The following is a 23280-nucleotide window of genomic DNA, read 5'->3' on the forward strand; positions in this document are numbered from 1 at the left end:
CAGCATCCGTAGATCCCCTGTCCCGGCTCATTCCGGCGGCAATTCGAGCTGGCCGTCGCGCTGCATCGTGATCCGCGGCTGCGCGCGCGGCCGATCCTGGAAGGCCCACCCGACGGCGTTGGCGAGCACCCGCTTGATCTCCGGCTGGTGATAGACGGGATAGTCCTGGTCGCCGGGCGAGAAGTAGAAGATGCGGCCGTGACCGCGCGAGAACGTCATGCCCGAGCGGAAGATCTCGCCGCCGGAGAAGCTCGAGACGAACACCAGTTCGTCGGGTGCCGGTACGTCGAAGAACTCCCCGTACATCTCCTGCGCGGGGATCACGAGCGGATGCGGCACGCCCTCGGCGATCGGATGCGTCGGCGACACCGTCCACACCAGCTCGCGGTCATCGCCCTGCCGCCACCGCAGGGTGCAGGTGGTCCCCATCAGTCGGATGAAGATCTTCGAGAAGTGCGCCGAATGCAGGGGGATGAAGCCCATGCCTCCGAGCACGTGACGGTGCACGCGTTCGACCACCTCGTCGTCCACCGCGTCGTGCTTGATGTGCCCCCACCACAGCAGCACATCGGTCTGGGCGAGCCGTTCCTCGCTCAAACCGTGCTCCGGGTCGTCGAGCGTCGCGGTCTCGACCACGACGTCATCCCCGAGGAGCTCGCGCAGGCCGGCGGCGATCGTGCCGTGCATGGTGTCCGGATAGATCCGCTGCGGAATCTCATCGTGCTTCTCGTGATGGTTCTCGCCCCAGACCAGAACCCGTATCGGTCGCTTCGCAGTCATTCCTCATCCTCTCCATGATCGACATCCCACGCGGTTCTCCCCGCGCGGGCCAGCACCAGGTGTCGCGGTCCGGTGAGCCGGACGGACACCGCACATTCTCGGTCCGCCGCCGACGGGCCCGCGGCGAGCACCACGGTACCCGGGTCCACACTCAGCCGACCGTCGAGCCCGGTCGCGGCCAGGCGCGCGGCCTCGAGCGTGAACCGCACGGTCCGGCGGGCCCCCGCGGGGATGCGGATACGGGCGAAGCCGACGAGCTGCGCCTCCGGACGCACCACCGGGCCGGACGGGTAGGAGGCGTAGAGCTGCACCACCTCCACTGCCGATGCGCCCGTGTTGCGCACGGCGACGACGACCTCGGCGGCCCCGTCGGTGCGGAGGGCGGCCGGCACGTCGATCGACTCGTACTCGACGCGGCCGCGGGTCAGTCCGTATCCGAACGGATAGAGCGGCGTCGGGTCGGCGACCGTGATGCCTGCGTTGTGGCGGCCCAGCGGCGGCTCGAGATACGTGGTCGAGGCCGAGGGCGATCGCGGGATCTGCACGGGAAGCCGCCCGCTCGGAGCGACCCGACCCGAGAGGATGCCGGCGATAGCGCCCGCACCGTCCGCACCCGGGAAGAAGGCCTGCACGATCGCGCGAGCCGCGCCGTACTCCCCCAGTGCATAGGGGCGTCCGGAGACCACGACCAGCACCGTCGGCACGCCCGTGGCGAGCACCGCCAGGACAAGATCGTGCTGGCGGCCGGGAAGCCGCAGGTCGGGGGCGTCGCATCCCTCGCCGGAGGTGCCGGCGCCGAAGAGCCCGGCCACATCGCCGACGACCACCACGGCCACGTCGCTCTCTCGGGCCGCCTTCACGGCGGTGGCGATCTCCTCGGCGTCGTCGAGGATCTCGCAGCCGCGGACGAAGCGCAGCTCGCCGACACCCGGCTCGGTGCGCAGCGCCGCCTCGATCGTCGGGATCGTGATGCCGGGGTCGTGCCCCGGGTACTTCGTGAGCACGTGGTTGGGGAAGGCGTAGCATCCGAGCAGGCTCCGGTACTCGGCAGCGGCCGGTCCGATCAACGCCACCCGGGAGTCGACGGTCAAGGGCAGGATGCCGTCGTCTTCGAGGAGCACGATCGACTCCTCGGCAATCCGGGCCGACAACGCCCGGTTGCGCTCGCTGTCGAGGTCGACGTCCTCCGCCGCGGGCGGCACCGCCGATTCCTCGTCGAGCAGTCCCGCCTCGATCTTGTGCCGCAGATGACGCACCGCGGCGCGGTCGATGTCGCTCTCGTCGACGATGCCCTCGCGGACCAGTCGCGGGAGAGCCGCGAACGCGACGGTGGACGGGAGTTCGACGTCGACGCCGGCGCGGAGCGCGAGTGCGCCGGCCTCGGCGGCATCCGCCGCGACCCGATGCATGGAGACGAGGAACGGGATCGCCCAGTAGTCCGCCACGACCGTGCCGTCGAATCCCCACTCGGTGCGCAGGATGCCGTCGAGCAGCACCCGATTGCCCGTGCTGGGGATGCCGTCCACATCGGTGTAGGAGGTCATCACGCTGCGCGCGCCGCCCTGCCGCAAAGCCATCTCGAAGGGCGGGAGTACGGTGTCGGCGAACTCGCGCGGCCCCATGCTGACCGGTCCGTGATTGCGGGCGCCCCGGGACGCGGCGTAGCCGGCGAAGTGCTTCAGCGTGGCGATGATCCCGGCGCTCTCGAGCCCCGCGACGTACGCGGCGCCGAGCTGTCCCACGAGATACGGATCCTCGCCGAGCGTCTCCTCGACGCGCCCCCAGCGGTAATCGCGCACGACGTCGAGCACCGGCGCCAGGCCCTGGTGCACGCCGATGGCACGCATGTCGTCGCCGATCGCCCGGGCCATCTCCCGCACCAGCTCGTCGTCGAATGTCGCCGCCCAGGCGAGCGGCGCGGGAAAGGCCGTCGCCCCGTATGCGGCGAGGCCGGTCAGGCACTCCTCGTGCACCAGTGCCGGGATCCCCAGGCGCTGGTTCTCCGTCACCTTCCGCTGCAGAGCGCGCAGCTTCGTCACACCGTCGCGCAGGCTGATCGGCGCGGTGCCGAAGACGCGCGTGAGCTGGCCGAGGCCGAGCGCGAACGGGTCGATGACGGCATCCGCGAGATCGTCCGAGAGGCGCGGCGCGAAGGCATCGGCGCTCTCGGTCAGCCACACCGATCCGAGCTGGGCGACCTTCTCCTCGAGAGTGAGCTCGTCGACCAGCGCCTGCGCACGCTCGCGCGCGCTCAGCGTCGGATCGCGCCACCGATGCTGGTCGACGGCGCTCAGCTCGACGGTCATCCCTTGAACGCCCCGTCCATGATGCCCGCGACCATGCGGCGTCCGACGAAGAAGAACACGATGAGCAGCGGCAGAGTCGCCATGAACGAGCCGCCCATGGTCAGCGCCAGGTCGATCGTGCGGTTCGCCTGCAGCTGCTTCAGCGCGATCTGCACCGTGAACAGCTCGGGCGACTTCAGCACGATGAACGGCCACATGAAGTCGTTCCACACCCCGGTGAACGTGATGAGTCCGAGGACGAAAGCGGCCGGCCGCACGACGGGGAACCCGATGCGCCAGAAGATCTGCCAGCTGTTCGCGCCGTCGATGCGCGCGGCGGCCATCAGCTCGTCGTTCAGCGTGGTCGACAGGTGCTGCCGCATCCAGAAGATGCCGAAGGCGCTCGCGAGTCCCGGCAGGATGATCGCCTGGAGCGTGTCGACCCAGTCGAGCCACGAGATGATCAGGTACTGCGGGATCACGCTGAGCTGCGCCGGAACGGTCATCGTCAGGAGCACGATGAGGAACAGGGTGTTGCGGCCCGGGAACTGCAACTTCGCGAAGGCGAATCCGGCGAGCGCACACAGCAGCGCGGTGACGACCGCGACCACGAGCGAGACGATCACGCTGTTCAGCAGCGACTGCAGGAACGGCACGGTCTCGAACACCTTCGCCGCGATGTCGAAGAAGTTGAACCCCGGGTACAGCCGCGGCGGGATCGAGGTGACGGCCGACGCTCCGACCGAGGCGATCACGAACATGTAGTAGAGCGGGAAGACGCTGACCACCACGGCGACGATGAGGAACGCGTAGACGTACCAGCGCACCTTGCCGACCCGGCTGCCGCGGCTGCGACGGCGAGCGGGGACTTCGGGCTTCACCTGCGACACGACGGTCGCCTCCTGGGTCACGTGAGTCATGCGCGTGCCTTCCTGGTGCGGGTGGTCAGGTAGAAGTTGATCAGCGACACGACCACGACGATGACGAACAGCGCCACCCCGATCGCCGAGCCGTAGCCGAACTCGAACTGTCCGAAGCCCTGCTCGTAGAGGAAGAGGGCGAGGGTCTGGCACTGACGACCGCCGCCGCAGGTGAGTCCCGCTTCGGGAGCGACGAGCAGCGGTTCGGTGAAGATCTGCAGTCCGCCGATCGTCGACATGATCACGGTGAAGATGATGATCGGCCGCAGCGACGGGATCGTCAGGTGGATGAACTGCTGCCATCCGGATGCTCCATCGACGGATGCCGCTTCGTACATCTCCCGCGGAAGGGCCTGGAGTCCGGCGAGGTAGAGCAGGGTGTTGTAGCCGAACCAGCGCCACATGACCATCGACGAGATCACGATCCAGGAGCCGAGCTGCGACGACATGAAGTTGACCGCCGGCGCCCCGACGAGATCGAGGACCCAGTTGATGAGTCCGAAGTTCTTGTCGAAGATCTGCGCGAACACCAGCGCGGTCGCGGCGACCGAGGTGATGTAGGGGATGAGCAGGGCCATCCGGAAGAAATTCGCCAGCTTCAGCGTGGCGTGATTCAGCAGGTGCGCCAGGCCGAGTGCCAGCAGCAGCTGCGGGATCGTCGAGATCAGGAAGATCCCGAAGGTGTTGACGAAGGCGTTCCAGAACCGCGGGTCCTGGAAGAGCCGCTCGAAGTTCGCGAGACCGACGAATGTCTGCTCGCCGATCGGGTTCCAGTCGAACAGCGCCACGTAGAAGGTGAACAGCAGCGGGAAGAGGCCGAAGATCGCGAAGATGACGAAGAACGGCGCGACGTAGAGGTACGGAGCGACGCGTTCGGCGAGCGGCTGCCTGATCTTCTGGGTGGGCGGCCGGTCACGCCGGCGGGTCTTCTGGACGGGGATTGCGGTCGCTGTCGCGGTCATGGTCCTACCTCGGTGGGGATGGTGGCCCGCCCTCCCCGGCACGGGCCACCATCGATCGGTTCGGTGGGTCAGCCGCCGATGGCGGCTTTGGCGCTGTCGAGCCCGGTCTTCCATGCGTCAGCCGGTTTGACGTTGCCGGCCTCCATGTCGACCAGGGCGTTCAGCAGCGCGGCACCGATCGCGCTGGTGTCCGGACCGTTGTAGAACGAGCTGAACTCGAGCACCGAGTCGCTCATGGTCGCACCGACCGGCGAGTCGCCGAAGAACGGGTCGGTGTAGTTGCGCACCTCTTCGCTCTCCAGGGCCGCGTTCGCGGCGGGGAAGGTGCCGACCGTCGCGAAATGCTCGGTCTGACCCTCCGGCGACAGCATCGTCTCGATGTACTGCCAGGCTGCCTCGGGGTTGTCGGCCCGAGCCGGGATCGCGATGACGCTGCCACCCCAGTTGCCGCCCACGCCGGGGATCGACGCGATGCGCCACAGTCCCTCGGTGTCGGGGGCGTCGGTCTTGAAGCCGGACAGCATCCACGAGGGAGCCGTCGTGACGGCGAACGCGCCGTTCGCCTTGCCGGGCGCCCAGCCCGACGACCAGGCGGGGATGCTGGCGCTGATGCCGGCGTCGTAGGTGCGCACGGCGACGTCGAACGCCTCCTCGACCTCGGGGTTCTTGTCGTAGATCAGCTCGCCGTCGGGCGAGTAGTACTTCTCGCTCACCTGGTTCACGGTCGAGAAGAACACGCTCGTCTCGACGTTGTCGACGAAGGGCTCACCGGTCGCGGCAGTGTACTTCTCACCCATCTCGATGAACTTGTCCCAGGTCGACCACATCTCGGCCACCTCGGCCGGGTCGGTCGGGAGGCCTGCTGCCTCGAACAGGTCGGCACGATAGGCGAAGCTCAGGCCTCCCACATCGGTCGGGATCCCGATGATCGAGCCGTCCTCCGCAGTCGCTCCGTCGATCGCCCAGTCGAGGTACTCGTCGCCGATGTCGTCGCCGCCGAGGGTGCGCAGGTCGACGAAGTTGCCCGGGTTCTCGACGAACTTGGGCAGGTCGTCGTTCTGGATCATGACGAGATCGGGCACGCGACCGCCGGCGAGGGCGGCGGTGAGAGCGGTGGCCGTCTCGGTCGTGCTGCCGACCTCGCTCAGCTTCACCTTGGCGTCGGGGTTCTTCTCCAGGTACCGGTTGACGGAATCCTTCTGCCCGATGCCGGTGAACGACCAGAACTCGAACTCGGCGTTCGGATCACCGGATCCGGAGTCCGATCCGCCGGATGAGCATCCGGAGATCAACAGCGCGAATGCGCCGATCGCTGCGACGGGCAGGGCCAGTTTGCGACGGTTCACAACAGCTCCTCTTCTTCGGGGACATGTGAGTGCGGGGCGAGCGGATACTCGCTGAGAGATCGATCTCTCGTTCGGGTCACAGTAGCCAAGATCGAGAGACACGGCAACCCTGGCGATCGAGATGGCCGCAGTGGGGGCAGTGCACTGCGGTGGGCGATATTTTGCAGCGGGACTCGCGGACGATCATCCGATTTCGTGCAATGATCTCTTCAATCAGAGATCGATCTTCGATCCACCACCTACCTCGCGGAGAGAGCCATGGTCAGACCCACCATCGTCGACGTCGCGCAGGCCGCAGGGGTCTCGCGCGCCACCGCGGCGCGCGTCCTGGCCGGCGCGACGAACGTCGACCCGGCGATGACCCTGTCGGTCGAGCGGGAGGCGCAGCGCCTCGGCTACGAGACGAACTTCGCCGCGCGGGTGCTCCGCGGCGGTCGCGCCGGCGCCGTGGGCCTGGTGATCGCCTTCGAAGAGCTCGGCAGCCACAGCGGAACCTTCTTCACCGCCGTGCTCAAGGGCGCGGCCAAAGGCCTGTCGGCGGGCGCGGTGCAACCGGTGCTCCTCCCCGCGGATGAGGAGGACCTCGACCGCATCCCGCGCTTCCTGCGCTCCGGCGCGCTCGACGGCGCCATCGTGATCCTGCAGCACGAGATCACTCACCTGGTGGAGCGGCTGGCCGACTCGCCCGTTCCGATCGCCTGGGTCGGACGCCCGCACGCCGACATCGGCCCCGACCCCATCGTGATCGACTCGGACAACTACGGCGGCGGCGTGCTCGCCGCCCGGGCCCTCGTCGAGGCGGGACGCCGGTCGATCGGGATCATCACCGGCCCGCTCGATCTCGAACAGGCCAGGGACCGGACACGCGGGTGGACCGACGAGCTCGCCCGACACGGCATCGCTCCGGGCCCGATCGTGCACGGAGACTTCACGCTCGACAGCGGCACCGCGGCGATGGCGCGGCTGCTGCAGCGAGCACCCGACCTCGACGGCATCTTCGCGTCGTCCGACCTCATGGCCGCGGGGGCGCTGCGCGTACTGCAGGCCGCGGGGCGTCGGGTTCCGACAGACGTGTCGGTCGTGGGCTTCGACGACATCCTCATCGCCGGCACCTCCGATCCGCCGCTGACCACGGTGCGCCAGCCGCTCGAGGAGATGGGCCGGGCGGCGGCCGACACTCTTCTCGCCACCATCCGCGGGCTGCCGGCCGAGAAGGAGCAGCTGCTGCCGACCTCCCTGATCCTCCGTGAATCGCTCTGACGTCCGGCACACTCCTCCGCGCCGCAAGGTGCTGATCAGTACGGATGCCGCGAACGAGGCCGACGATCAGTTCGCGATCGTGCACGCACTGCTCTCGCCGGTGCTCGACGTGCGCGGAGTGCTGCCGGCGCACTTCGGTCGCGAGGGCAGCAGAGCGGCGTCGCGCGCCGAGGTCGAGCGGCTCCGCAGCCGGATGGGGGCGTCGGGGGATGTCGCGGTCGCCGAGGGCGCCGACGGCCCGCTGCCCGACGCGCGAACACCTCGCCCCTCCGCGGCATCGCGGCTGATCATCGATGAGGTGTACTCCGACGAGCGGCGGCTGTGCATCGCCGTGCTCGGCCCGCTCACCGACGTGGCCTCCGCACTCCTGGAGCACCCCGAGCTCGTCGCGGCCGATCCCCTCGTGGTGTGGGTGGGCGGTCCTCCCTACGAGGGGTTCGCGGGCTACTCCCCCGAGTTCAACCTCGTGAACGACGTACCGGCCGCCGAGGTCGTCTTCGCCTCCGGTGTCGAGATCTGGCAGATCCCGATGCCGGTGTACACGATGATCGGCGTCGGGCACGCCGAACTCCACGAGCGCCTCTCCGGCACCAGCACGCTCGGCGACTACCTCGTGGATCAGCTCATCGCGTTCAACGCGACCGTCGAGTACGGACCGCTGGACTTCCGCTCGCTCGGCGACAGCCCCGCGATCGGCGCGCTCCTGAATCCGCTCGGCGCACGCTGGAGCCTGCGTCCGCCGCCGCGGTTCACGGCCGACGCGCAGATCGACGGGGTGCTCGACGTCGACCGGCGCATCCGCGTGTGCGAGGCGTTCGACACCCGCTGGCTGATCGAGGACATGTTCGCGAAGCTGCGCGCGTTCGGCACCGACGGCTGATCAGGCTTCGCGGTCGTCGACCGGCATGCTCTCGGCATGTTCTTGCCGAGACGAGATCAGTCGAGCTCCGGGAGCATCACTGTCGAATGATCGTTCTCGCCGGCGGCGATGCGGTCCGCGCGCTGAGCGAGGAAATCCGCGAGGAGCGCATTGACGGCGGGGTCGATACCCGCCTCTGCCAGGCGCCGAAGCTCGTCTTCGGCGTTGCGAAGAATGTCCGCTCTCTGTATGCGTGAGCGATCCGAGTCCGGCATCAACTGTTCTCTGCCGCGGGATCGCTCCACGCATCACCGCCGTGTCGAGCGTCGGCGGGATACCGGCCAGGCCTCGTCTTCTCCGCAGCTGAGGGCATCGGTACCGACTCGCCGGCGGTGTCGACGGCTGTGCGCCCGAGCCCGTCCTGACCGGCACGCTCGCCTCGCAGGATGCGAAAACTACCCATGGAATGACCACCCTTGAACTCACTGGAGGAGTCAAGTCGGGGTCTGGGACCTGAGTCGTCTGCTACCCGCGTCAGGCTGGAAAGCAGATCACATCCACCATACGCCTGTCTCGCGATGGCGCCTCCGCGAACGCACTGTTCCGGCGGCACGGATGTGTACGATGAGAGAACGGCACCGAGACCCAGCGCCTGGTCAATTGCGACAAACAGGCAGGAAACCATGGGACCGGCATTGCCAGGTGACGACCGAGACGCATTCGTCCGCGCAGTCTCCCATCTCTCCGCCGCCACGGGCGCGAGCGCAGACCTGTGCGGCCCCTTCGTCGACGCGATGCAGGTATCCGGCGGAGTGGTCTCCACTCTCGGTCGGCCGCTGGGCAACCAGACGGTGTGCGCCAGCAGCACACTCGCCGCGCGGATCGACGAGATCCAGATCGATCTCGGCGAAGGACCCTGCTGGGAGGCCCTCCGCACCCGCCGCCCTGTGCTGGAACCGGATCTGCGTCACCACGGCGGAGACGCCTGGCCCGGAGCGCGCGAGGCGCTGCGGCAGCTCGACGTCCAGTCGCTGTTCGCCTTCCCACTGTTCGTCGGAGCGCTCGATGTCGGAGTCGTCGACCTGTATTCGACAGCGCGGCGAGATCTGACTTCGGAAGACGTGCAGGATGCGACCGTGCTCGCGACCATCACGGCCCGTGTCGTCCTCCGGCGTGCACTCGACGCCATCGACGATGCCGAGGAGGGTGCATCCCCCGGGCCCTACTCACAACGTGAGGTGCACCAGGCGACCGGCATGGTGGCGGCCCAGCTGAAGATCAGTCCGAAGGATGCACTCGTCGTCCTTCGAGGTCACGCCTTCGCCAACGGGCACAGCGTGCGTGAGGTCGCATCCGACGTCGTGGCCCGCCGCACCACCTTCGAGCCCTGACAGTGCCGGTCTAGACTCCAGCTATGAGGACGCGCGAGGACCATCTGCTGCAGACCGTCTCTGCGCTGGCCGACTCACTCGTCGCCGATTTCGCCGTCGTCGACGTGCTGCAATTGCTCGTCGACGAGTGCACGGCGCTCTTCGACGCGTCGGCCGCCGGCATTCTCCTGAAGAGTCCGGACGGAGAGCTCGAGGTGATCGCATCGACCAATGAGCGCAGCGAGTTCGTCGGGCTCATGCAACTCCGGGCAGGTGACGGCCCCTGCGTGGAAGCGGTCACCACGGGTCAGGTCGTGTCCGTCCCCGACCTCGCCCAGGCGGCGGACCGGTGGCCGACGTTCGCCGCGGATGCCCGCCGATCCGGGTATGCGTCGCTGCACGCGATCCCGATGCGTCTGCGGCAGTCGACGATCGGATCACTCAACCTTTTCGGCGACCGCGTCCGCGCGCTGAACGAACCCGATGCGATCGCAGCCCGAACCTTCGCAGACATCGCGACGATCAGCATCCTCCAGCAGCGCCTCGTCGAGGAATCGTCCCTCGCCCAGGCGCAGCTTCAGCGAGCTCTCGACAGCCGTGTCGTCATCGAACAGGCCAAGGGCTACCTCGCCCAGAGCCATGGCCTCGATATGGACGCGGCCTTCCAGCGACTGCGCGCCCATGCCCGATCGACCCGGACCCGGTTGTCGGACGTCGCCGAAGAAGTCGTCGCCGGTCGTCTCGCACTCTGAGGTCTGCAGCAAGCACAGGACCCGCGCGGCACCGAGGCGGCTCGCGGACCGATCGATCCCGCGTTCGCCAAGCTGCGCGCGTTCGGCGCCGACGGCTGATCAGGATCCGGTGACCAGCGCCCGCAGCACCTCGACGGGCAGCTTGGGTGAGCGGTCGGCGCGCAGCAGCCCGTTCGCCTCCTGCATCGTGTCGGTCAGCTGCGTGTAGCAGAAGCCGGTGACGACCGGCATGTCAGCGGCTCGCTCCCTTGCGCGGCTTGAGAAATGCATCGGGCTCGCGCTTCTCGCGTTTTGCCGCGCGCTTTTCCTTGATCGACAGTTGAGGAGCCTTTTTTGCTCCGCGTGTGTGTGGTGATTTACCGGACATGGTATCCCGCTTCCCCTTTTCGGCTGGCGCATCAACCATTGACCATAGCCGCTTTCCAGGGGAAGTCAAATTGGTCCATGTTCGCCGTTCAGGCCCGCGATATCGCCGAAGAATGCGTTTGTGGCAGGCCGGGCAACTCAACGCGTGACGCGAAAAAGCGATGGGCGAAAGCCCTGGACAAAATGCTACCGGTTGGTGGCGATTTGCATTTTCCGTGGGTGCGGCTATGGTGAGGGTCAGAACCATTCTCGCGTCGCAGCAGCGCGCTTTTTTTGCACCCGAGGAGCAATCATGACAGCCCGCACAGCCCGCGAGGTCACGGTCGACACCCCCGCGAGCGTCAGGAAGCACCTCGAGCAGCACCTCCGGGAGCGTCGGATCCTCGACGGCGCCGAAGCCGGAGGAGGGACCTGGTATCTCCGCCGGGCGCCTTGAGAGGGCCGGCTCCACCCGTGAGCTGCCAACCCGTCGGAAGTGACGTGAGGCTGAGACAGTTCGTGGCGACCGCTCGAGAGCGATCCGAGCCTCTACCCGAACCGCCTCACTGTCAGCCCCCGGAACGTGCTCGACCCGTCACGCGAGAAGAGCCGGACGCGGTTGTCTCCGTCGAGGGGGAACACGCGGTGCGAGTGCACCGCGCGACCGTCAGCGATGAACATCTCGACGCTGGTGCGATCGACGAGGATCCGCAGGGCCAGCCGCCCCGTCGACGAGTCGACCGGAGTCTGCGTCTCGCCGGCGGTCGGATTGATCGTCGAGCTCCGATTGACGTACGCGTACCCGCCGGACACATGCGCTCCTGCCGCGACATGACGCCAACCTCCGGGTGAGCGGCATACCTCGATTCCGACGCTCGCGGGCGGCACCTCCGGGTCCCAGACGATCTCGCAGGTGACATCGTAGGTGGATTCCTGAAGATCGAGATCGTACGTTCCCGAGACCTCGATGTCGCCCAGGTCGTGCGTGTGCGATACGTAGTCGCCGAGGGCAGCTGTCGGGGTCGAAGCGAGGTAGTAGCCGTCGCCTCCCTTCTTCAACCGGATGTCGCGGACGATCATGTCGTCGCCGTTGTAGCCGTCCGTGACGAGAGTCGGCGTGTTGTGCGGGTAGTCCCAGAAGTTGGCCCAGCCCAGGGCTCGACGCAGCGTCGGATCCTCCTTCCCCGTCTCGTCGTGATGCGGGTAGGTGACCGCGCCGTAGAAGTCGAAGCCGTAGTCGAGCCATTCCGGCTCATCGCGGTCGGGCACGAACGCGGAACCGTCGAAGCTGCCAGTCCAATAGGCGTAGGTGGCAGGAAGACCCCGGTGCTTGGCGTTCCCGCTGGTTCCGAGAATCCAATGCGAGGATCCGTCATCCGCCATCATCCGGAAGATGTCCGGGCACTCGAGGATGCCGATGTCGGTCCGTACGAACTCCCCGACGCGCTCCCAGGAGCGCAGGTCAGCCGAGACGTAGAAGCCCAGAGCGTGCCCTTCGGCGTTGACCATGAACCAGCGGTCTCGGTCGGCGTCCCAGATCACCTTGGGGTCGCGGAAGTCCAGCACGCCCGGGTTGGCGAGCACAGGCTCGATGCCTCCCGGGAGGAAGGATCGACCGCGATCCGTGGAGTACCAGAGGAACTGCGCCTGCCCGCCCTCGGGCGCCTGGGTGATGAGGGCGATCACGGCCCCCGCCCCGTATCCCGCCGTGTTATCCTCATCGACGACCAAGGATCCCGACCAGCAGTCGCCGTTCCCGTCGCTGAACTTGGGGATCGCCTCGCCCCGGTCCTCGAAGACGACGTGGTCGCGAGTGGTGGCGCGGCGCCACGACGTACCGGCTCCTCCCTCAAGGTAGTCGGCGTTGTAGAGGTAGTAGTAGTGATACTCGCCGTCGAGGTAGATCGGCCGCTGAGGATCGTTCTTCCAGTTGTCGGGAACGCTGAAGTGGTACGTCGGTCGCATACGCGATCATCCTTTCGATGGTGAGAGCAGCTCGGCTCCCGCGAGTTCGTCCTGCCATGGCAGATCAGCACCGGCCCGGGAGACCGTGATGGCCGCGGCACGAGCCGCACGGCGGCCCAGCCACTCGAGCCTCGTCCGATCGAGATCGCGATCGGACAGCGCCAGCACGTCGGCGATCAGCGAGGTCATGTATGTGTCTCCGGCCCCGATCGTGTCGATGACCGGCACGATGGACGCAGCGATCGATACGGCGGCGGCCTCAGCCGTGAGCATCGATCCGCCCTCCCCGCGCGTGATCACCACCAACCGAGGTCCGAGGGCACGGACGCGATCACTCACCTCGGTGGGCGACAGCCTCGGATACAGCCACTGAGCGTCTTCATCGCTCATCTTCACGATGCCCGCACGCGCAGCCATGTCCTCGAAGTCTGCGAGCGTCTCGGCGTGGGTGCCGAGCAGGGCCGGGCGGATGTTCGGGTCGAACGTGACGAGGCGGGCTCCGAGCCGATCCAGATGCGCAATCACGGTCGCGCGTCCCGGGTGCAGGAAGGCGCCGATCGACCCCGTGTGCACGACGACCGGTGACACCGCCAGCGGCGCAGCGCCGGGATTCCACTGCACATCGAAGAGGTAGGACGCCGAACCGTCATCGCGCAGAGTCGCGGTTGCCGTGGACGTGGGCCGATCCGAGAACGATTCAGCCAGGACACGCACCCCCGATCGTTCGAGATGACGCGCGATCCGACTGCCCCGCGGGTCTCGTCCGAGGTCGGTCAGCAGTGCGACGTCGATGCCGCGGCGGCCGAGCCCCAGGGCGACGTTGGCGGGGCTGCCGCCCGGATGCTCCGTCGCCGAGCCGCCACCCTCGACGATGTCGACGAGCGCCTCGCCGACGACGAGGACATCAACCGGTTCGGCCGGGGCGCCGATCATCCGCGATCCAGATCGGTGATCACCAGCGAGTCGATCGTCGCACCGAGCCGATCCGCGCCGATGCGGACGCCGATGCGCTCGTCCGCGGTCACGATCTGTTCGCTGATCGTGACCGCGCCTCCGTCGGCGAACACCTCGACGGAGGTGGTGTCGACCCAGATGTCGAGATCGAGCACCCCGTCGCGCAACTCGACCGGTGCCCGGGAGACGAGTCCGTAGGAATCCGAGAAGGAGGTGTTCGACGTTCCGGATCGATCCACCGTCAGCACCCCCTCGTCGTATCGCACCACGATGGCTTCGCCCCGCTCCGCTCCGGCCCGGACGTGCAACTCGATTGCCGCCCCGGCGGGGCGGATCGTGGTTTCGATGCGCCGCGCGGTCCCCCGCGTCTCCTCAGGCAGCCCGAACCCGGCCACCGGGATCGGCGTCGCCTCACAGGAGAAGACTGCCGGGCGATCGAGCTCGACGGCGGGCGACTGCAAAAGCACATCTCCGCGAAGCGAGAGCCGTCGCGGAAGCGCCATGCTCCCGCGCCATGGGTGCGTCGGCACTTCGCGGGCGTACGACCAGTTGTCGAGCCAGGCGAGCATCACCGGTCCGTCCAGACCGCTGAAGGTGACGCCGGCATAGTAGTCATGCCCGTGGTCGAGCCAGTCCCAGCGCGACGCGGTGAACGTCATCCCGTCGAAGTCGCCGACGATGTACTGCATGCCGGAACCCCCGCCCGGATGCCCCGGATTCACGGATAGGGCCAGCACCCACCTGTCGCCCACCGGGAAGAGGTCGGGGCATTCCCACATGCCCTCCGGCGCGCCGAACGGACCGAACACGCTCAGCGGCTTCCACTCGCGCAAATCATCAGACCGGAAGAGATGCACCTGCCGGTCGAGCGCCTCCACTGCGACGAGGATCCACTTCCCGTCATGGCGGAACACCTTCGGGTCGCGGAAGTCGGGGGTACCGCGATCGAGCACGATGCCGTGCTTGGTCCACGTGTAGCCGCCGTCCGCGCTGTGGGCGAGCGCCTGCGCTTGCCCCTGATCCGTCGCCGACGTGTACAGCGCGATCAGAGGAGGACGGCCGTCGGTGCCGAGACCGGACGAGTTCGACGCATCGAACACGATCGAGCCGGAGAACACCTGCTCGTCGTCATCGAATCGCAATGCCACGGCGTGCTCCTGCCACGTGAGCAGGTCGGGGCTGGTGGCGTGCCCCCAGCTCATGTTCCCCCAGTCCGCCGACTCGGGGTTGTGCTGGAAGTACAGGTGGTAGAGGCCGTCATGGTGGATGAGACCGTTCGGATCGTTCATCCAGTTCTCGGCGGGAGCGAAGTGGGCCTGCGGGCGGCTGGTCGCGTCGGTGAGGGGCGTCGTCATTGCGTGGTTCTCAGTTTCGAATCGTGGTGGTCGTCGTGGTGCGGATCAGCGAGATCGGGATGGGCGATCACTCGAAGCCGTCCTGGCTGTACCAGTGCGTCGAGGAGACGAACCGGTGCTCCGGCCGCTCCTGCGCGGGCGATCGCCCCTCCGTGATCGTGTGGATCAGTGCCCGGACGCGGGCGCGATCTTCCCGATCGAACGGAGTGCGCCGGAGCGGATCGGGGGCGGCCGAGACGAGCAGCCGCGTGTACGGGTGCTGCGGCGCGTCCATCACTTCGGCACTCCGCCCGCCTTCGACGAGCGCTCCGCGGAGCATGACGATCGTCGTGTCTGCGACGAACCGCGCGGAGGCGAGATCGTGGGTGATGTAGAGGATCGAGATGCCGCGCTCGTCGCGGAGGCGCTTCAGCAGCTGCAGCACTCCCATCCGCACGGACACGTCGAGCATGGAGGTGGGCTCGTCGGCGAGGATCACCTTCGGGTTCACGGCCAGAGCCCGGGCGATCGCCACACGCTGGCGCTGCCCTCCGGACAGCTCGTGCGGGTGCCGATCGAGCAACGTGGGGTCGAGCTCGACCGATCGCATCAGGTCAGCGGCCTCTTCGCGTCGCTGCGCGGCGGAGAGGTCGGAGTAGATGGCCAGCGGGCGCTCGAGGAAGTGGCGGATGCGCTTCGTCGGGTTCAGGGATCCGAACGGATCCTGGAAGACCATCTGCACCGCGTTCCGGTAACGCCGTGACGCGCGCCGCGGCTCGTCGCGGAGCACATCGATGCCCTCGACCACCAGTCGTCCGTCGGACGGCTGCTCGAGTCGCGCCAGGATGCGGGCGATCGTGCTCTTGCCGCTGCCGGATTCTCCCACCAGCGCCATGATCTCCCCGGCATGCAGGTCGAAACTCGCGCCGTCGACGGCTCTGGTGCTGCGCCGCGCGAACATCGATCCTGCCGTGAAGTCCTTCGTCACGTCGCGGAGCGATACCACCACGTCGTCCTTCGCGGCCGGATCCGGCACGGTTCCGTCCACCGCGTCGGACGCCACCGGCTCCGGCGCTGGCTCCGAAGGATCGCGCTTGACCGGTGGGAAGGCATCGATGAGCTGCCGCGTGTACTCGTGCTTCGGTCGGGCGTACACCTCGGCAGACTCCCCGACTTCGAGCAGGACGCCGTGACGCATGACGCCGAGCCTCTGACTGATCTCGACCATCAGAGACAGGTCGTGCGTGATGAAGAGGATCGCGAACCCGAGGCGGGCCTGCAGCTCCTTGATCTCGTTGATGATCTCCTGCTGCACGACCACGTCGAGAGCGGTGGTGGGCTCATCCATGATCAAGAGGTCCGGCTCGAGTGCCAGCGCGATCGCGATCACTGCGCGCTGGCGCATGCCCCCGGAGAGCTGATGCGGGTACGACGTCATGCGGTCGGGGTCGATGCCCACGAGCTCGAGCAGTTGCCGCGCCCGATCGCGCGCCTCAGCGCGTTTCATCCTCCGATGCGTGGTGAAGACGTCGACGATCTGATCCCCGACCGTCATCACGGGGTTCAGGGAGTTCATCGCGCTCTGGAAGACCATCGAGACGCGGTTCCAGCGGAAAGCGCGCAGCTCCTCCCCGTGCAGACTGTCGATGTCGACGTCGCCGCAACGGATCGATCCCGACACGATGCGGCCGTTGCCGCCGAGGAGCTTGAGGATGGCGTTCGCGATCGTGCTCTTGCCGCTACCCGATTCTCCGGCCAGGCCGAACGTCTCGCCCCGGCGGATCGAGAAGGACACGTCCTCCACAGCGGTGACGGACCGTCCGTTCACGTCATAGGCGATGGTGAGCTCGCGCACGTCGAGGATGACGTCGGCCGCGTCCGGCTGCTGTGTGCTGCTCGCGGGCGCGTGCGGTGTGGTGATCATCGCCGACGGTCCTTTCTCTTGGTCCGTCCGGCGAGTCGAGGGTTGGTGATCTCGTCGACGGCGTAGTTGATGAGGGCGAGCGCGAACGCGACGAGGGCGATGGCGACACCCGACGGGATGAAGGTCCACCAGGTGCCCCGGATCAGTGAGCCCTCGATGCTCGCCCAGTAGAGGTTGGTACCCCAGCTGATGGCCGAGACGTCGCCGAGCCCGAGGAACTCGAGACCCGCCTGAGCGCCGATGCCGAAGATCACACAGGCGAGGAAGGTGCTCATCACGATGGACGCCATGTTGGGCAGCATTTCCCGGAACATGATGGTCAAGGGCCGCTCACCGGTCACGACCGCCGCATCGGTGTAGTCCTTCCCACGCAGGGAGAGTGCCTGCGAGCGGACGACGCGAGCGGACCCCGCCCACCCCGTCGCGACCAGCACCACCACGATCGTCCCGGGTCCCGGCGGCAGGAATGCGGCGAGGATGATCAGCAGCGGCAGCCCAGGGATCAGCAGGAAGATGTTCGTCACCACCGACAGCACGTCGTCGACCACCCGTCCGAAGAAGGCCGACACCAGACCGACCAGCAGGCCGATGAGGGTCGCAAGTGCTCCGACGGTGAAGCCGATGCCGAGCGAGCTCTGCGATCCCCAGATCAGAAGAGCGAGGACATCCTCGCCCTTCGCCGTGGTGCCGAGGAGGTGCGCCAACGACGGCGCCTCGGAACCCTCGACGACGGAGGCGCGGGGATTGCCGGGTGCCAGCAGCGGTGCGGCGATGGCGACCACCACGAAGAGCGCCAGGATGATCAAGCCGATCATGGCGCGCCGGTCGCGGAGCAGACGCGCGAGCAGGTGATCGCGGTAGACCGGGCTCTTCACCGGGACGCCGGGACGCGAAGTCGTCGCGGTGGAGAGCATGCTCGATCCGGAGTTCTGTACGGACATGATTACCTCACTCGCACACGCGGGTCGAGCCGCACGTAGAAGATGTCGATCAGGAAGTTGGCGACCAGCACTGCGGCGGTCAGGGTGAGGAAGATACCCTGCATGAGCGGGTAGTCCAGCGCCTGCACGGCCCGGAGCAGCTGGTAGCCGATGCCGGGGTAGGCGAACACCACCTCGGTGAGCAGCGCGCCACCGACCACGAAGCCGATCGACATACCGAAGGCGGTCACCGAGGGCAGCATGGCATTGCGGGCCGCGTAGCGGTACATGATGCGCCGCTCGGTCAGTCCCTTCGCGCGCGCCATCGTGATGTAGTCCTCGGCGGCGGTGCCGATCATGGTGTTGCGCATGCCCAGCATCCATCCGCCGATCGAGACCGCGACGATCGTCCCGGCGGGGAGGACGAGGTGGAACAGCAGGTCGCCGATGAACTCGCCGCTGAACGACGGGACAGTGCCCAACGTGAACGCCTGACCGATCGGGAACCACTTCAGGCTGACGGCGAACAGGTACAGCGCGATCATCGCGATGAAGAAGTAGGGGAACGATCCGGTGAACACCAGCAGTGGCGGGAAGATGGTGTCCAGCGCGCCGCCGCGACGCCAGGCGGCCCAGATGCCCAGCAGGTTGCCGAGGAGGAACGAGATCACCAGCGCGGTTCCGCCGAGCAGGATCGTGTAGCCCAGTTGAGCGCCGATCACCTGCACGACAGGAGTGGGGAATTGAGAGATCGACAGGCCGAGATTGCCGCTGAAGACATCCCCGATGTATTGGATGTACTGCTGCCACACCGGACGGTCGTCGAGACCGAACAGGTGCCGGAACTGCGCGATCTGATCATCCGTCAGGTTCTGCATCTGACCGAGCATGCGGCCGACGGGGTCGCCCGGCATCAGACGCGGGAGCAGGAAGTTGATCGTGAGGGAAGCCCAGAACGCGATCAGGTAGTAGCCGAGTCTACGGAGCACGAAAGCCATCAGACGCCTCTCAACGCGGTCGCCGCTGATCGCGGGTGGGGAACGGGTGGCCGGTGTTTCCGGACGAGTCCTGGTACCAGTACGCCACCGAGGACACGTCGTCCGAGCGCTCGACGAGGTCGGGCCCGACCTGTCCGATCTGCTGCACGGTGACGCGAAGATCGGTGTGGAAGTAGATGGGGTCGGGTTCGTGCCAGCGGTACATGCCGTGCATCGGAGCCATCGCGGTCGCGTACACCGCCTGCTGGGATTCATCACGCGTGATGTAGGTCGGGTATCCCACATACGGCGCGCTGTAGGTGAGTACCTGCGGCTCGACCTCGGACGACAGCCGATCCTGGAACGCCCATGCACCGCCGTAATAGTCTTCGATGCCGGTGCCGCAGATCGTCGGGTACTCCGTGTCGCCGTCGACGTAGAACTTCATCTCGCCCTCGCCCCACCAGTAGCGCTCCAGCGCGACGATCGTGAGGTACGAGCCGAGGAAGATCCCGCGGCCGGTGATCCCGTCGACCAGCGTGTAGTCCTCGGCGATGCGGGTCGGGTTCTCACGGCGGAACTCGGCGTGGAACCGCAGCTCGGGCACCGCGGCGGGCTCTGGGATCTCGATCCAGTCGATCTGGAAGAAGAAGCCTTCGACATCCACCGGATGCTGGTTCTCGACCGTGATCCTTGCCCCGTCGCGGAACGGCATCCGGAAATAGGAGTTCATGCCGCTGGTGGGCGCGACCAGCACCTGCGACGAGGTGACGAGACTGCGCTGACCGTTGCCGTTGCAGAAGAAGTCGCCGAGGGGGACCTCGACGGAGGGGACGTCGGATCCGTCCCAGTACATGCGCAGCACCAGGTCGCGCAGCACGAAGCCCACGGCGCGGGTGTGGTGGGTCACGGTGAACCAGATGTGCCGGATCTCCCCCGCCCCCGCGGCATCCGCCAGCGTCACCGTCTCACCGGCGGGAATCGTCAGGCAGGGCGCGCCCTTGCGCCCCGGTCCGAGTGCGGACACCGCCTTGCCACCGCCACCGCGCTCGGCGGTGCGATTCTCGGCAGTGAAAGCACGGGATCGATCACCGCGGTCGAGTGCCCGCTCGGCATCGTGCAGGAATGAATGGTTCATCGGTCCTCCTCGGGACGCGCTTGCAGAGAATGGATGTGGCCGGGAGCGACGTCGATGGCTCCCTCTTCGACGAACACAGCGAGCTGGTCACCGGCCATGTCGTAGCCGCGGAAGGTGATCGCCTTCTCTCCGTCGAGGTAGACCCTGGTCACCTCACCATCGAATTCGATCGAGAGACTGACGTCGTCGCCTGCGGGCACGAACGGACGCATGTCGAAGGGTGCGTCCGCGCCGAACCTGTCCAGGCGATCGATCCGAACGCGTCGGAGCGCAGGCTCGAAACGCAGGGAGGAGCCGTGCCGCCGATCGTCGTCGGTGCGCAGCTCGATGCCGAAGATCTTCGTCCCGTACGCGGGGGTGAGCACGAGATCGACGACACCGGCGTACGGCATGACGCCGAGGCTTTGTGTCGCATAGCCATGGGCGGATGCGACTTCCACGGCGTCGAACGCCGCTACGGGCGCATCGGCTCGAGCGATCAGTGCGTCTCTGGCCCGCTGCACGGGGTGCACGAGAAGACGTCCGTCCGCGGCTGCGGTGAGTTCGTGCATCACGAGGTCGCCGCCCCAGAGCCAGGCGGCCCCGTCCTTGCCCGCGGTGTAGTTGGGGCACCAGCCGACCAGGTAGCGTCGATCGCCGTCCGACATGGTCTTGGCGGCGTAGAGGCCGAGGCCGTCGAGTTCGTCGTCGTCCGGAGCCGTCCAAGGACCGGCGAGCGTCGGCGCGGTCCGGTAGCGGGTGACCGTGCGGTCGGTCAGCGTCGAATAGACGAGATACCAGAGCTCTCCCATCCGGAACAGATCCGGGCACTCGTGCACGGAGAACAGATCGGAAGCCCAGAGCGGATCCCCGAGGCTCCAGCGCTCGCCGTCGGGAGAGGTGGCCTGAGCGGTCACCCCTCGACGGAGCGCCGGCCCGTCGATGCTCTGTGCGACGATCAGCATGCGGAAGCAGTCGGCCTCGCCATCCCAGAACACGAACGGGTCGCGCCACTCGTGTCGGTCGTAGCGCGATTCGTCGGCGACGAAGGCGAAGGAGGAGTCCTTCGTCCAGGAGACCAGGTCGGGACTCGTCGCGCGGAGGATCGTCTGATGCCGACCGCCGTTCGCCAACTGCCAGCCGCTGAATCCCGTGTAGTAGGCGTGGAACTCCTCCCCCACGCGCACGATGCTGCCGGTCGCCGTGGAGTGATCGGCGTCGCGGATCCCACCCCGAGTGATGGCGACTCCGACCTCTTCGACGTCCACCAGATCATCTGTCGCGAGGTGCCACCAGTCGGTCTCGATTCGGTCGTGCGTATCGTCGGCGTACCGCTTGAGGTAGAACACGTGGAACGTGCCCTCCCAGTAGAAGGGGATCGTGTCGCCGACGCGGGCGTGCGGCGGCTTGAAAGTGCGAGGCATCTCGAGTCTTCCTGAGGGTGCGGACGGAGCGAGGGGTCCCGGTGGCGGCGCGCAGACGCCGCCACCGGTGGCCCTCAGTCGCGCGGGCGGATGTTCGTCAGCACCACCACGGTGCTCGAGACACCGGACGACAGCGTCGCGTACGGGTCCTCCTCGCTCGGCCAACCCACGAAGTTGGTGCTGTTGTATGCGCCCCACTCCGGGCCGGGGAACAGCGGGATGGTCGGCGCCGACTCCGAGTAGACGGCCTGCAGCTGATCCATCACCGCTGCCTGCTCCTCGTCGGTCGTGGCGGCCGCGAACTGATCGAGCAGCTGGTCGGCCTCTTCGCTGCAGAAGCGCTGGAAGTTCTGCGTCGCCTCTTCGCCCACAGGCTTGACCGTGCGGCACGACATCGCGCTGCGGTAGTACTCGAACGGAGTGACGCCCGCGCCGCTCCAGGCGATGTTGCCCTGGAATGTACCGCCGAACAGCGCCTGGTTGATCTGCGACCAGTCCTGCACCTTCAGCGGGGCGCTGATGCCGAGCTCCGTCATGTTGTCGGAGATCACCTGAGCGACCGCGATCCAGTCGGTCGAGGCAGACCCGACACCGATACTGAACTCGAGCGGCGCACCGTCGGGAGTGACACGCATTCCGTCGGCGCCGCGTGCGTAGCCGGACGAGTCGAGCAGCGCATTCGCGGCATCCACGTCGTAGGTCGTCCAGTCGCACTGCGAGACCAGGTCCTCATCGCGCCACGCGTCGTAGGCGTCGCTCAGACCGGTGCAGTCGGAGGGGTGCGTGTAGCCGTTCATACCCTTCGCGACCACGGCCTCGCGATCGATCCCCATGCTGATCGCCCTGCGGAGATTCACGTCATCGTAGGGACCCTGCGCGGTGTTCAGAGTCAACGCGATGGTGGATCCGACGGCCGGGAACCAGTAGCCGCGGTGCTCGGGGTCGACGTCGACGTAGGTCTTCTGGATGTCCTGGATGAAGCCCAGACCGAAGTCGATGTCGCCGTTGATGGCGGCGATGTTCGCCGCGTCATTGCCACCGTAGGCGATCACCCGGATGCCGGTGTAGTCGGCCTTGTCTTTCTGCCAGTAGTTCGGGTTGCGCAACAGATCGAAGGACTGGGCGGAGAAGTTGGTGACCTCGGTGAACGGGCCGGAGGCCACTGGATCCGGGTTCTGGAACTTTGCCGGGTCGTCGACGTCCTTCCAGATATGCTCGGGGACGATCAACTGGACACCCAGCTCGTACAGACCCGGCGTGTAGGGCCGGTTGAACGAGAACGCCACGGTGGTGTCATCCGGGGTATCGACCGAATCCACGTACTCATAGGTGGCCTCGCCGAGGACCTCACGTGCGAGGCCGAAGGAGTAGGCCACGTCTGCAGAGGTCAGTTCCTCCCCGTCGGACCAGGTGAGGTCGTCGTTGAGGGTGAAGGTGAGTGTGAGTCCGTCATCGCTCCACTCATAACCGGAGGCGAGCCAGGGGACGATCTCGCCCTTGGCGAGGTTCGTCACCATCATCGACTCGAAGACGGCGTTCTTCGACATCGCGACCGCGGTGGGCGAGAACGGGTTGAAATTCTGCACGAAGGACGCGTTTCCGATCGCGGCGACGCGGAGCATGTCGGAGGATTTCGAGCCGGAGGCGGCAGGAGCACATCCCGACAGCGCCATCGCGGCTGCGCCGACCACAGCGGTTACACCAACTAACGCGCGCCAGAAGCGGCGCGAACGAGAATCAGACATGATTTCCTTTCATCTTTGAACAGGACTGTTCGGGTGTCGAA

The 23280-nt window shown here is 67.1% G+C and carries 22 protein-coding genes; 6 read left to right on the forward strand and 16 right to left on the reverse strand.

Annotation, left to right across the window (positions count from 1 at the left end):
- Positions 1 to 27: 27 nt before the first annotated feature.
- The 5 genes from QFZ21_RS08450 to QFZ21_RS08470 all read right to left on the reverse strand — a co-directional run bounded on the left by QFZ21_RS08450 (position 28) and on the right by QFZ21_RS08470 (position 6293).
- Positions 28 to 780, reverse strand: a complete 753-nt coding sequence (locus QFZ21_RS08450; RefSeq protein WP_307376622.1) for a ThuA domain-containing protein — start codon at positions 778 to 780, stop codon at positions 28 to 30.
- Positions 777 to 3086 carry a beta-glucosidase gene (locus QFZ21_RS08455; protein WP_307376625.1) on the reverse strand — a complete coding sequence of 770 codons (2310 nt, stop codon included), beginning with the start codon at positions 3084 to 3086 and terminating at the stop codon, positions 777 to 779. Before QFZ21_RS08455 ends, QFZ21_RS08450 begins: the two co-directional genes overlap by 4 nt.
- Positions 3083 to 3985, reverse strand: a complete 903-nt coding sequence (locus tag QFZ21_RS08460; RefSeq protein ID WP_307376628.1) for a carbohydrate ABC transporter permease — start codon at positions 3983 to 3985, stop codon at positions 3083 to 3085. The genes QFZ21_RS08455 and QFZ21_RS08460 overlap by 4 nt, the downstream gene beginning before the upstream one ends.
- A complete protein-coding gene (locus QFZ21_RS08465; RefSeq protein ID WP_307376631.1) occupies positions 3982 to 4947 on the reverse strand; it encodes a carbohydrate ABC transporter permease in 966 nt (321 codons plus the stop codon). Before QFZ21_RS08465 ends, QFZ21_RS08460 begins: the two co-directional genes overlap by 4 nt.
- A gap of 68 nt (positions 4948 to 5015) precedes the next feature.
- The gene (locus QFZ21_RS08470; protein WP_307376633.1) at positions 5016 to 6293 is read right to left on the reverse strand and encodes an ABC transporter substrate-binding protein; all 1278 of its coding nucleotides are present in this window, start codon (positions 6291 to 6293) and stop codon (positions 5016 to 5018) included.
- A gap of 258 nt (positions 6294 to 6551) precedes the next feature.
- Between QFZ21_RS08470 and QFZ21_RS08475 the strand changes: the two genes are divergently transcribed.
- From QFZ21_RS08475 to QFZ21_RS08495, 5 genes are all read left to right on the forward strand, one after another.
- Positions 6552 to 7553, forward strand: coding sequence for a LacI family DNA-binding transcriptional regulator (locus QFZ21_RS08475; protein WP_307376635.1), 1002 nt, complete (start codon positions 6552 to 6554; stop codon positions 7551 to 7553).
- Complete coding sequence (locus tag QFZ21_RS08480) at positions 7540 to 8433, forward strand: nucleoside hydrolase (RefSeq protein WP_307376637.1); 894 nt, start codon at positions 7540 to 7542, stop codon at positions 8431 to 8433. The genes QFZ21_RS08475 and QFZ21_RS08480 overlap by 14 nt, the downstream gene beginning before the upstream one ends.
- 86 nt (positions 8434 to 8519) lie before the next feature.
- Positions 8520 to 8669, forward strand: coding sequence for a hypothetical protein (locus tag QFZ21_RS08485; protein WP_307376640.1), 150 nt, complete (start codon positions 8520 to 8522; stop codon positions 8667 to 8669).
- Between the two features lie 426 nt (positions 8670 to 9095).
- Positions 9096 to 9803: a GAF and ANTAR domain-containing protein gene (locus QFZ21_RS08490; protein ID WP_307376642.1), complete on the forward strand. Its 708-nt coding sequence runs from the start codon at positions 9096 to 9098 to the stop codon at positions 9801 to 9803.
- Between the two features lie 23 nt (positions 9804 to 9826).
- Positions 9827 to 10534: a GAF and ANTAR domain-containing protein gene (locus tag QFZ21_RS08495; RefSeq protein WP_307376643.1), complete on the forward strand. Its 708-nt coding sequence runs from the start codon at positions 9827 to 9829 to the stop codon at positions 10532 to 10534.
- Between the two features lie 99 nt (positions 10535 to 10633).
- Here QFZ21_RS08495 and QFZ21_RS08500 read toward each other — a convergent pair whose 3' ends face one another.
- The gene (locus QFZ21_RS08500; protein WP_307376645.1) at positions 10634 to 10765 is read right to left on the reverse strand and encodes a hypothetical protein; all 132 of its coding nucleotides are present in this window, start codon (positions 10763 to 10765) and stop codon (positions 10634 to 10636) included.
- Between the two features lies 1 nt (position 10766).
- Positions 10767 to 10901 (reverse strand): hypothetical protein, encoded by a 135-nt coding sequence (locus QFZ21_RS08505; RefSeq protein WP_307376647.1) that lies wholly within the window; start codon positions 10899 to 10901, stop codon positions 10767 to 10769.
- A 291-nt stretch (positions 10902 to 11192) separates the two neighbouring features.
- On the opposite strand from QFZ21_RS08505, the gene QFZ21_RS08510 reads away from it, so the two are divergent.
- Positions 11193 to 11336, forward strand: coding sequence for a hypothetical protein (locus QFZ21_RS08510; protein ID WP_307376650.1), 144 nt, complete (start codon positions 11193 to 11195; stop codon positions 11334 to 11336).
- A gap of 92 nt (positions 11337 to 11428) precedes the next feature.
- On the opposite strand, the gene QFZ21_RS08515 is transcribed toward QFZ21_RS08510, so the two are convergent.
- From QFZ21_RS08515 to QFZ21_RS08555, 9 genes are all read right to left on the reverse strand, one after another.
- Positions 11429 to 12844, reverse strand: coding sequence for a glycoside hydrolase family 32 protein (locus tag QFZ21_RS08515; protein WP_307376652.1), 1416 nt, complete (start codon positions 12842 to 12844; stop codon positions 11429 to 11431).
- Between the two features lie 6 nt (positions 12845 to 12850).
- Entirely contained in the window at positions 12851 to 13777 is a 927-nt protein-coding gene (locus QFZ21_RS08520) for a PfkB family carbohydrate kinase (protein WP_307376654.1), read from the reverse strand.
- Entirely contained in the window at positions 13774 to 15153 is a 1380-nt protein-coding gene (locus QFZ21_RS08525; protein WP_307376655.1) for a glycoside hydrolase family 32 protein, read from the reverse strand. The genes QFZ21_RS08520 and QFZ21_RS08525 overlap by 4 nt, the downstream gene beginning before the upstream one ends.
- 67 nt (positions 15154 to 15220) lie before the next feature.
- The gene (locus QFZ21_RS08530; protein WP_307376656.1) at positions 15221 to 17056 is read right to left on the reverse strand and encodes an ABC transporter ATP-binding protein; all 1836 of its coding nucleotides are present in this window, start codon (positions 17054 to 17056) and stop codon (positions 15221 to 15223) included.
- Positions 17053 to 17997 (reverse strand): ABC transporter permease, encoded by a 945-nt coding sequence (locus tag QFZ21_RS08535; protein WP_307376658.1) that lies wholly within the window; start codon positions 17995 to 17997, stop codon positions 17053 to 17055. The genes QFZ21_RS08530 and QFZ21_RS08535 overlap by 4 nt, the downstream gene beginning before the upstream one ends.
- A gap of 2 nt (positions 17998 to 17999) precedes the next feature.
- Complete coding sequence (locus QFZ21_RS08540) at positions 18000 to 18974, reverse strand: ABC transporter permease (RefSeq protein ID WP_307376660.1); 975 nt, start codon at positions 18972 to 18974, stop codon at positions 18000 to 18002.
- Positions 18975 to 18984: 10 nt separating this feature from the next.
- Positions 18985 to 20091, reverse strand: coding sequence for a glycoside hydrolase family 172 protein (locus tag QFZ21_RS08545; RefSeq protein WP_307376662.1), 1107 nt, complete (start codon positions 20089 to 20091; stop codon positions 18985 to 18987).
- Positions 20088 to 21494, reverse strand: a complete 1407-nt coding sequence (locus QFZ21_RS08550; protein ID WP_307376665.1) for a hypothetical protein — start codon at positions 21492 to 21494, stop codon at positions 20088 to 20090. Before QFZ21_RS08550 ends, QFZ21_RS08545 begins: the two co-directional genes overlap by 4 nt.
- A gap of 74 nt (positions 21495 to 21568) precedes the next feature.
- Positions 21569 to 23239, reverse strand: a complete 1671-nt coding sequence (locus tag QFZ21_RS08555) for an ABC transporter substrate-binding protein (RefSeq protein ID WP_307376667.1) — start codon at positions 23237 to 23239, stop codon at positions 21569 to 21571.
- Positions 23240 to 23280 lie beyond the last annotated feature (41 nt).

The organism is Microbacterium sp. W4I20 (genome assembly GCF_030816505.1).
Classification (GTDB): domain Bacteria; phylum Actinomycetota; class Actinomycetes; order Actinomycetales; family Microbacteriaceae; genus Microbacterium.

Excerpts from the sequence above, each read along its gene's own strand:
- QFZ21_RS08450 (WP_307376622.1), bottom strand. The coding sequence starts at position 780 with ATGACTGCGAAGCGACCGATACGGGTTCTGGTCTGGGGCGAGAACCAT.
- QFZ21_RS08455 (WP_307376625.1), bottom strand. The coding sequence starts at position 3,086 with ATGACCGTCGAGCTGAGCGCCGTCGACCAGCATCGGTGGCGCGATCCG.
- QFZ21_RS08460 (WP_307376628.1), bottom strand. The coding sequence starts at position 3,985 with ATGACTCACGTGACCCAGGAGGCGACCGTCGTGTCGCAGGTGAAGCCC.
- QFZ21_RS08465 (WP_307376631.1), bottom strand. The coding sequence starts at position 4,947 with ATGACCGCGACAGCGACCGCAATCCCCGTCCAGAAGACCCGCCGGCGT.
- QFZ21_RS08475 (WP_307376635.1), top strand. The coding sequence starts at position 6,552 with ATGGTCAGACCCACCATCGTCGACGTCGCGCAGGCCGCAGGGGTCTCG.
- QFZ21_RS08485 (WP_307376640.1), top strand. The coding sequence starts at position 8,520 with ATGATCGTTCTCGCCGGCGGCGATGCGGTCCGCGCGCTGAGCGAGGAA.
- QFZ21_RS08490 (WP_307376642.1), top strand. The coding sequence starts at position 9,096 with ATGGGACCGGCATTGCCAGGTGACGACCGAGACGCATTCGTCCGCGCA.
- QFZ21_RS08495 (WP_307376643.1), top strand. The coding sequence starts at position 9,827 with ATGAGGACGCGCGAGGACCATCTGCTGCAGACCGTCTCTGCGCTGGCC.
- QFZ21_RS08500 (WP_307376645.1), bottom strand. The coding sequence starts at position 10,765 with ATGCCGGTCGTCACCGGCTTCTGCTACACGCAGCTGACCGACACGATG.
- QFZ21_RS08505 (WP_307376647.1), bottom strand. The coding sequence starts at position 10,901 with ATGTCCGGTAAATCACCACACACACGCGGAGCAAAAAAGGCTCCTCAA.
- QFZ21_RS08510 (WP_307376650.1), top strand. The coding sequence starts at position 11,193 with ATGACAGCCCGCACAGCCCGCGAGGTCACGGTCGACACCCCCGCGAGC.
- QFZ21_RS08515 (WP_307376652.1), bottom strand. The coding sequence starts at position 12,844 with ATGCGACCGACGTACCACTTCAGCGTTCCCGACAACTGGAAGAACGAT.
- QFZ21_RS08520 (WP_307376654.1), bottom strand. The coding sequence starts at position 13,777 with ATGATCGGCGCCCCGGCCGAACCGGTTGATGTCCTCGTCGTCGGCGAG.
- QFZ21_RS08525 (WP_307376655.1), bottom strand. The coding sequence starts at position 15,153 with ATGACGACGCCCCTCACCGACGCGACCAGCCGCCCGCAGGCCCACTTC.
- QFZ21_RS08530 (WP_307376656.1), bottom strand. The coding sequence starts at position 17,056 with ATGATCACCACACCGCACGCGCCCGCGAGCAGCACACAGCAGCCGGAC.
- QFZ21_RS08535 (WP_307376658.1), bottom strand. The coding sequence starts at position 17,997 with ATGTCCGTACAGAACTCCGGATCGAGCATGCTCTCCACCGCGACGACT.
- QFZ21_RS08540 (WP_307376660.1), bottom strand. The coding sequence starts at position 18,974 with ATGGCTTTCGTGCTCCGTAGACTCGGCTACTACCTGATCGCGTTCTGG.
- QFZ21_RS08545 (WP_307376662.1), bottom strand. The coding sequence starts at position 20,091 with ATGAACCATTCATTCCTGCACGATGCCGAGCGGGCACTCGACCGCGGT.
- QFZ21_RS08550 (WP_307376665.1), bottom strand. The coding sequence starts at position 21,494 with ATGCCTCGCACTTTCAAGCCGCCGCACGCCCGCGTCGGCGACACGATC.
- QFZ21_RS08555 (WP_307376667.1), bottom strand. The coding sequence starts at position 23,239 with ATGTCTGATTCTCGTTCGCGCCGCTTCTGGCGCGCGTTAGTTGGTGTA.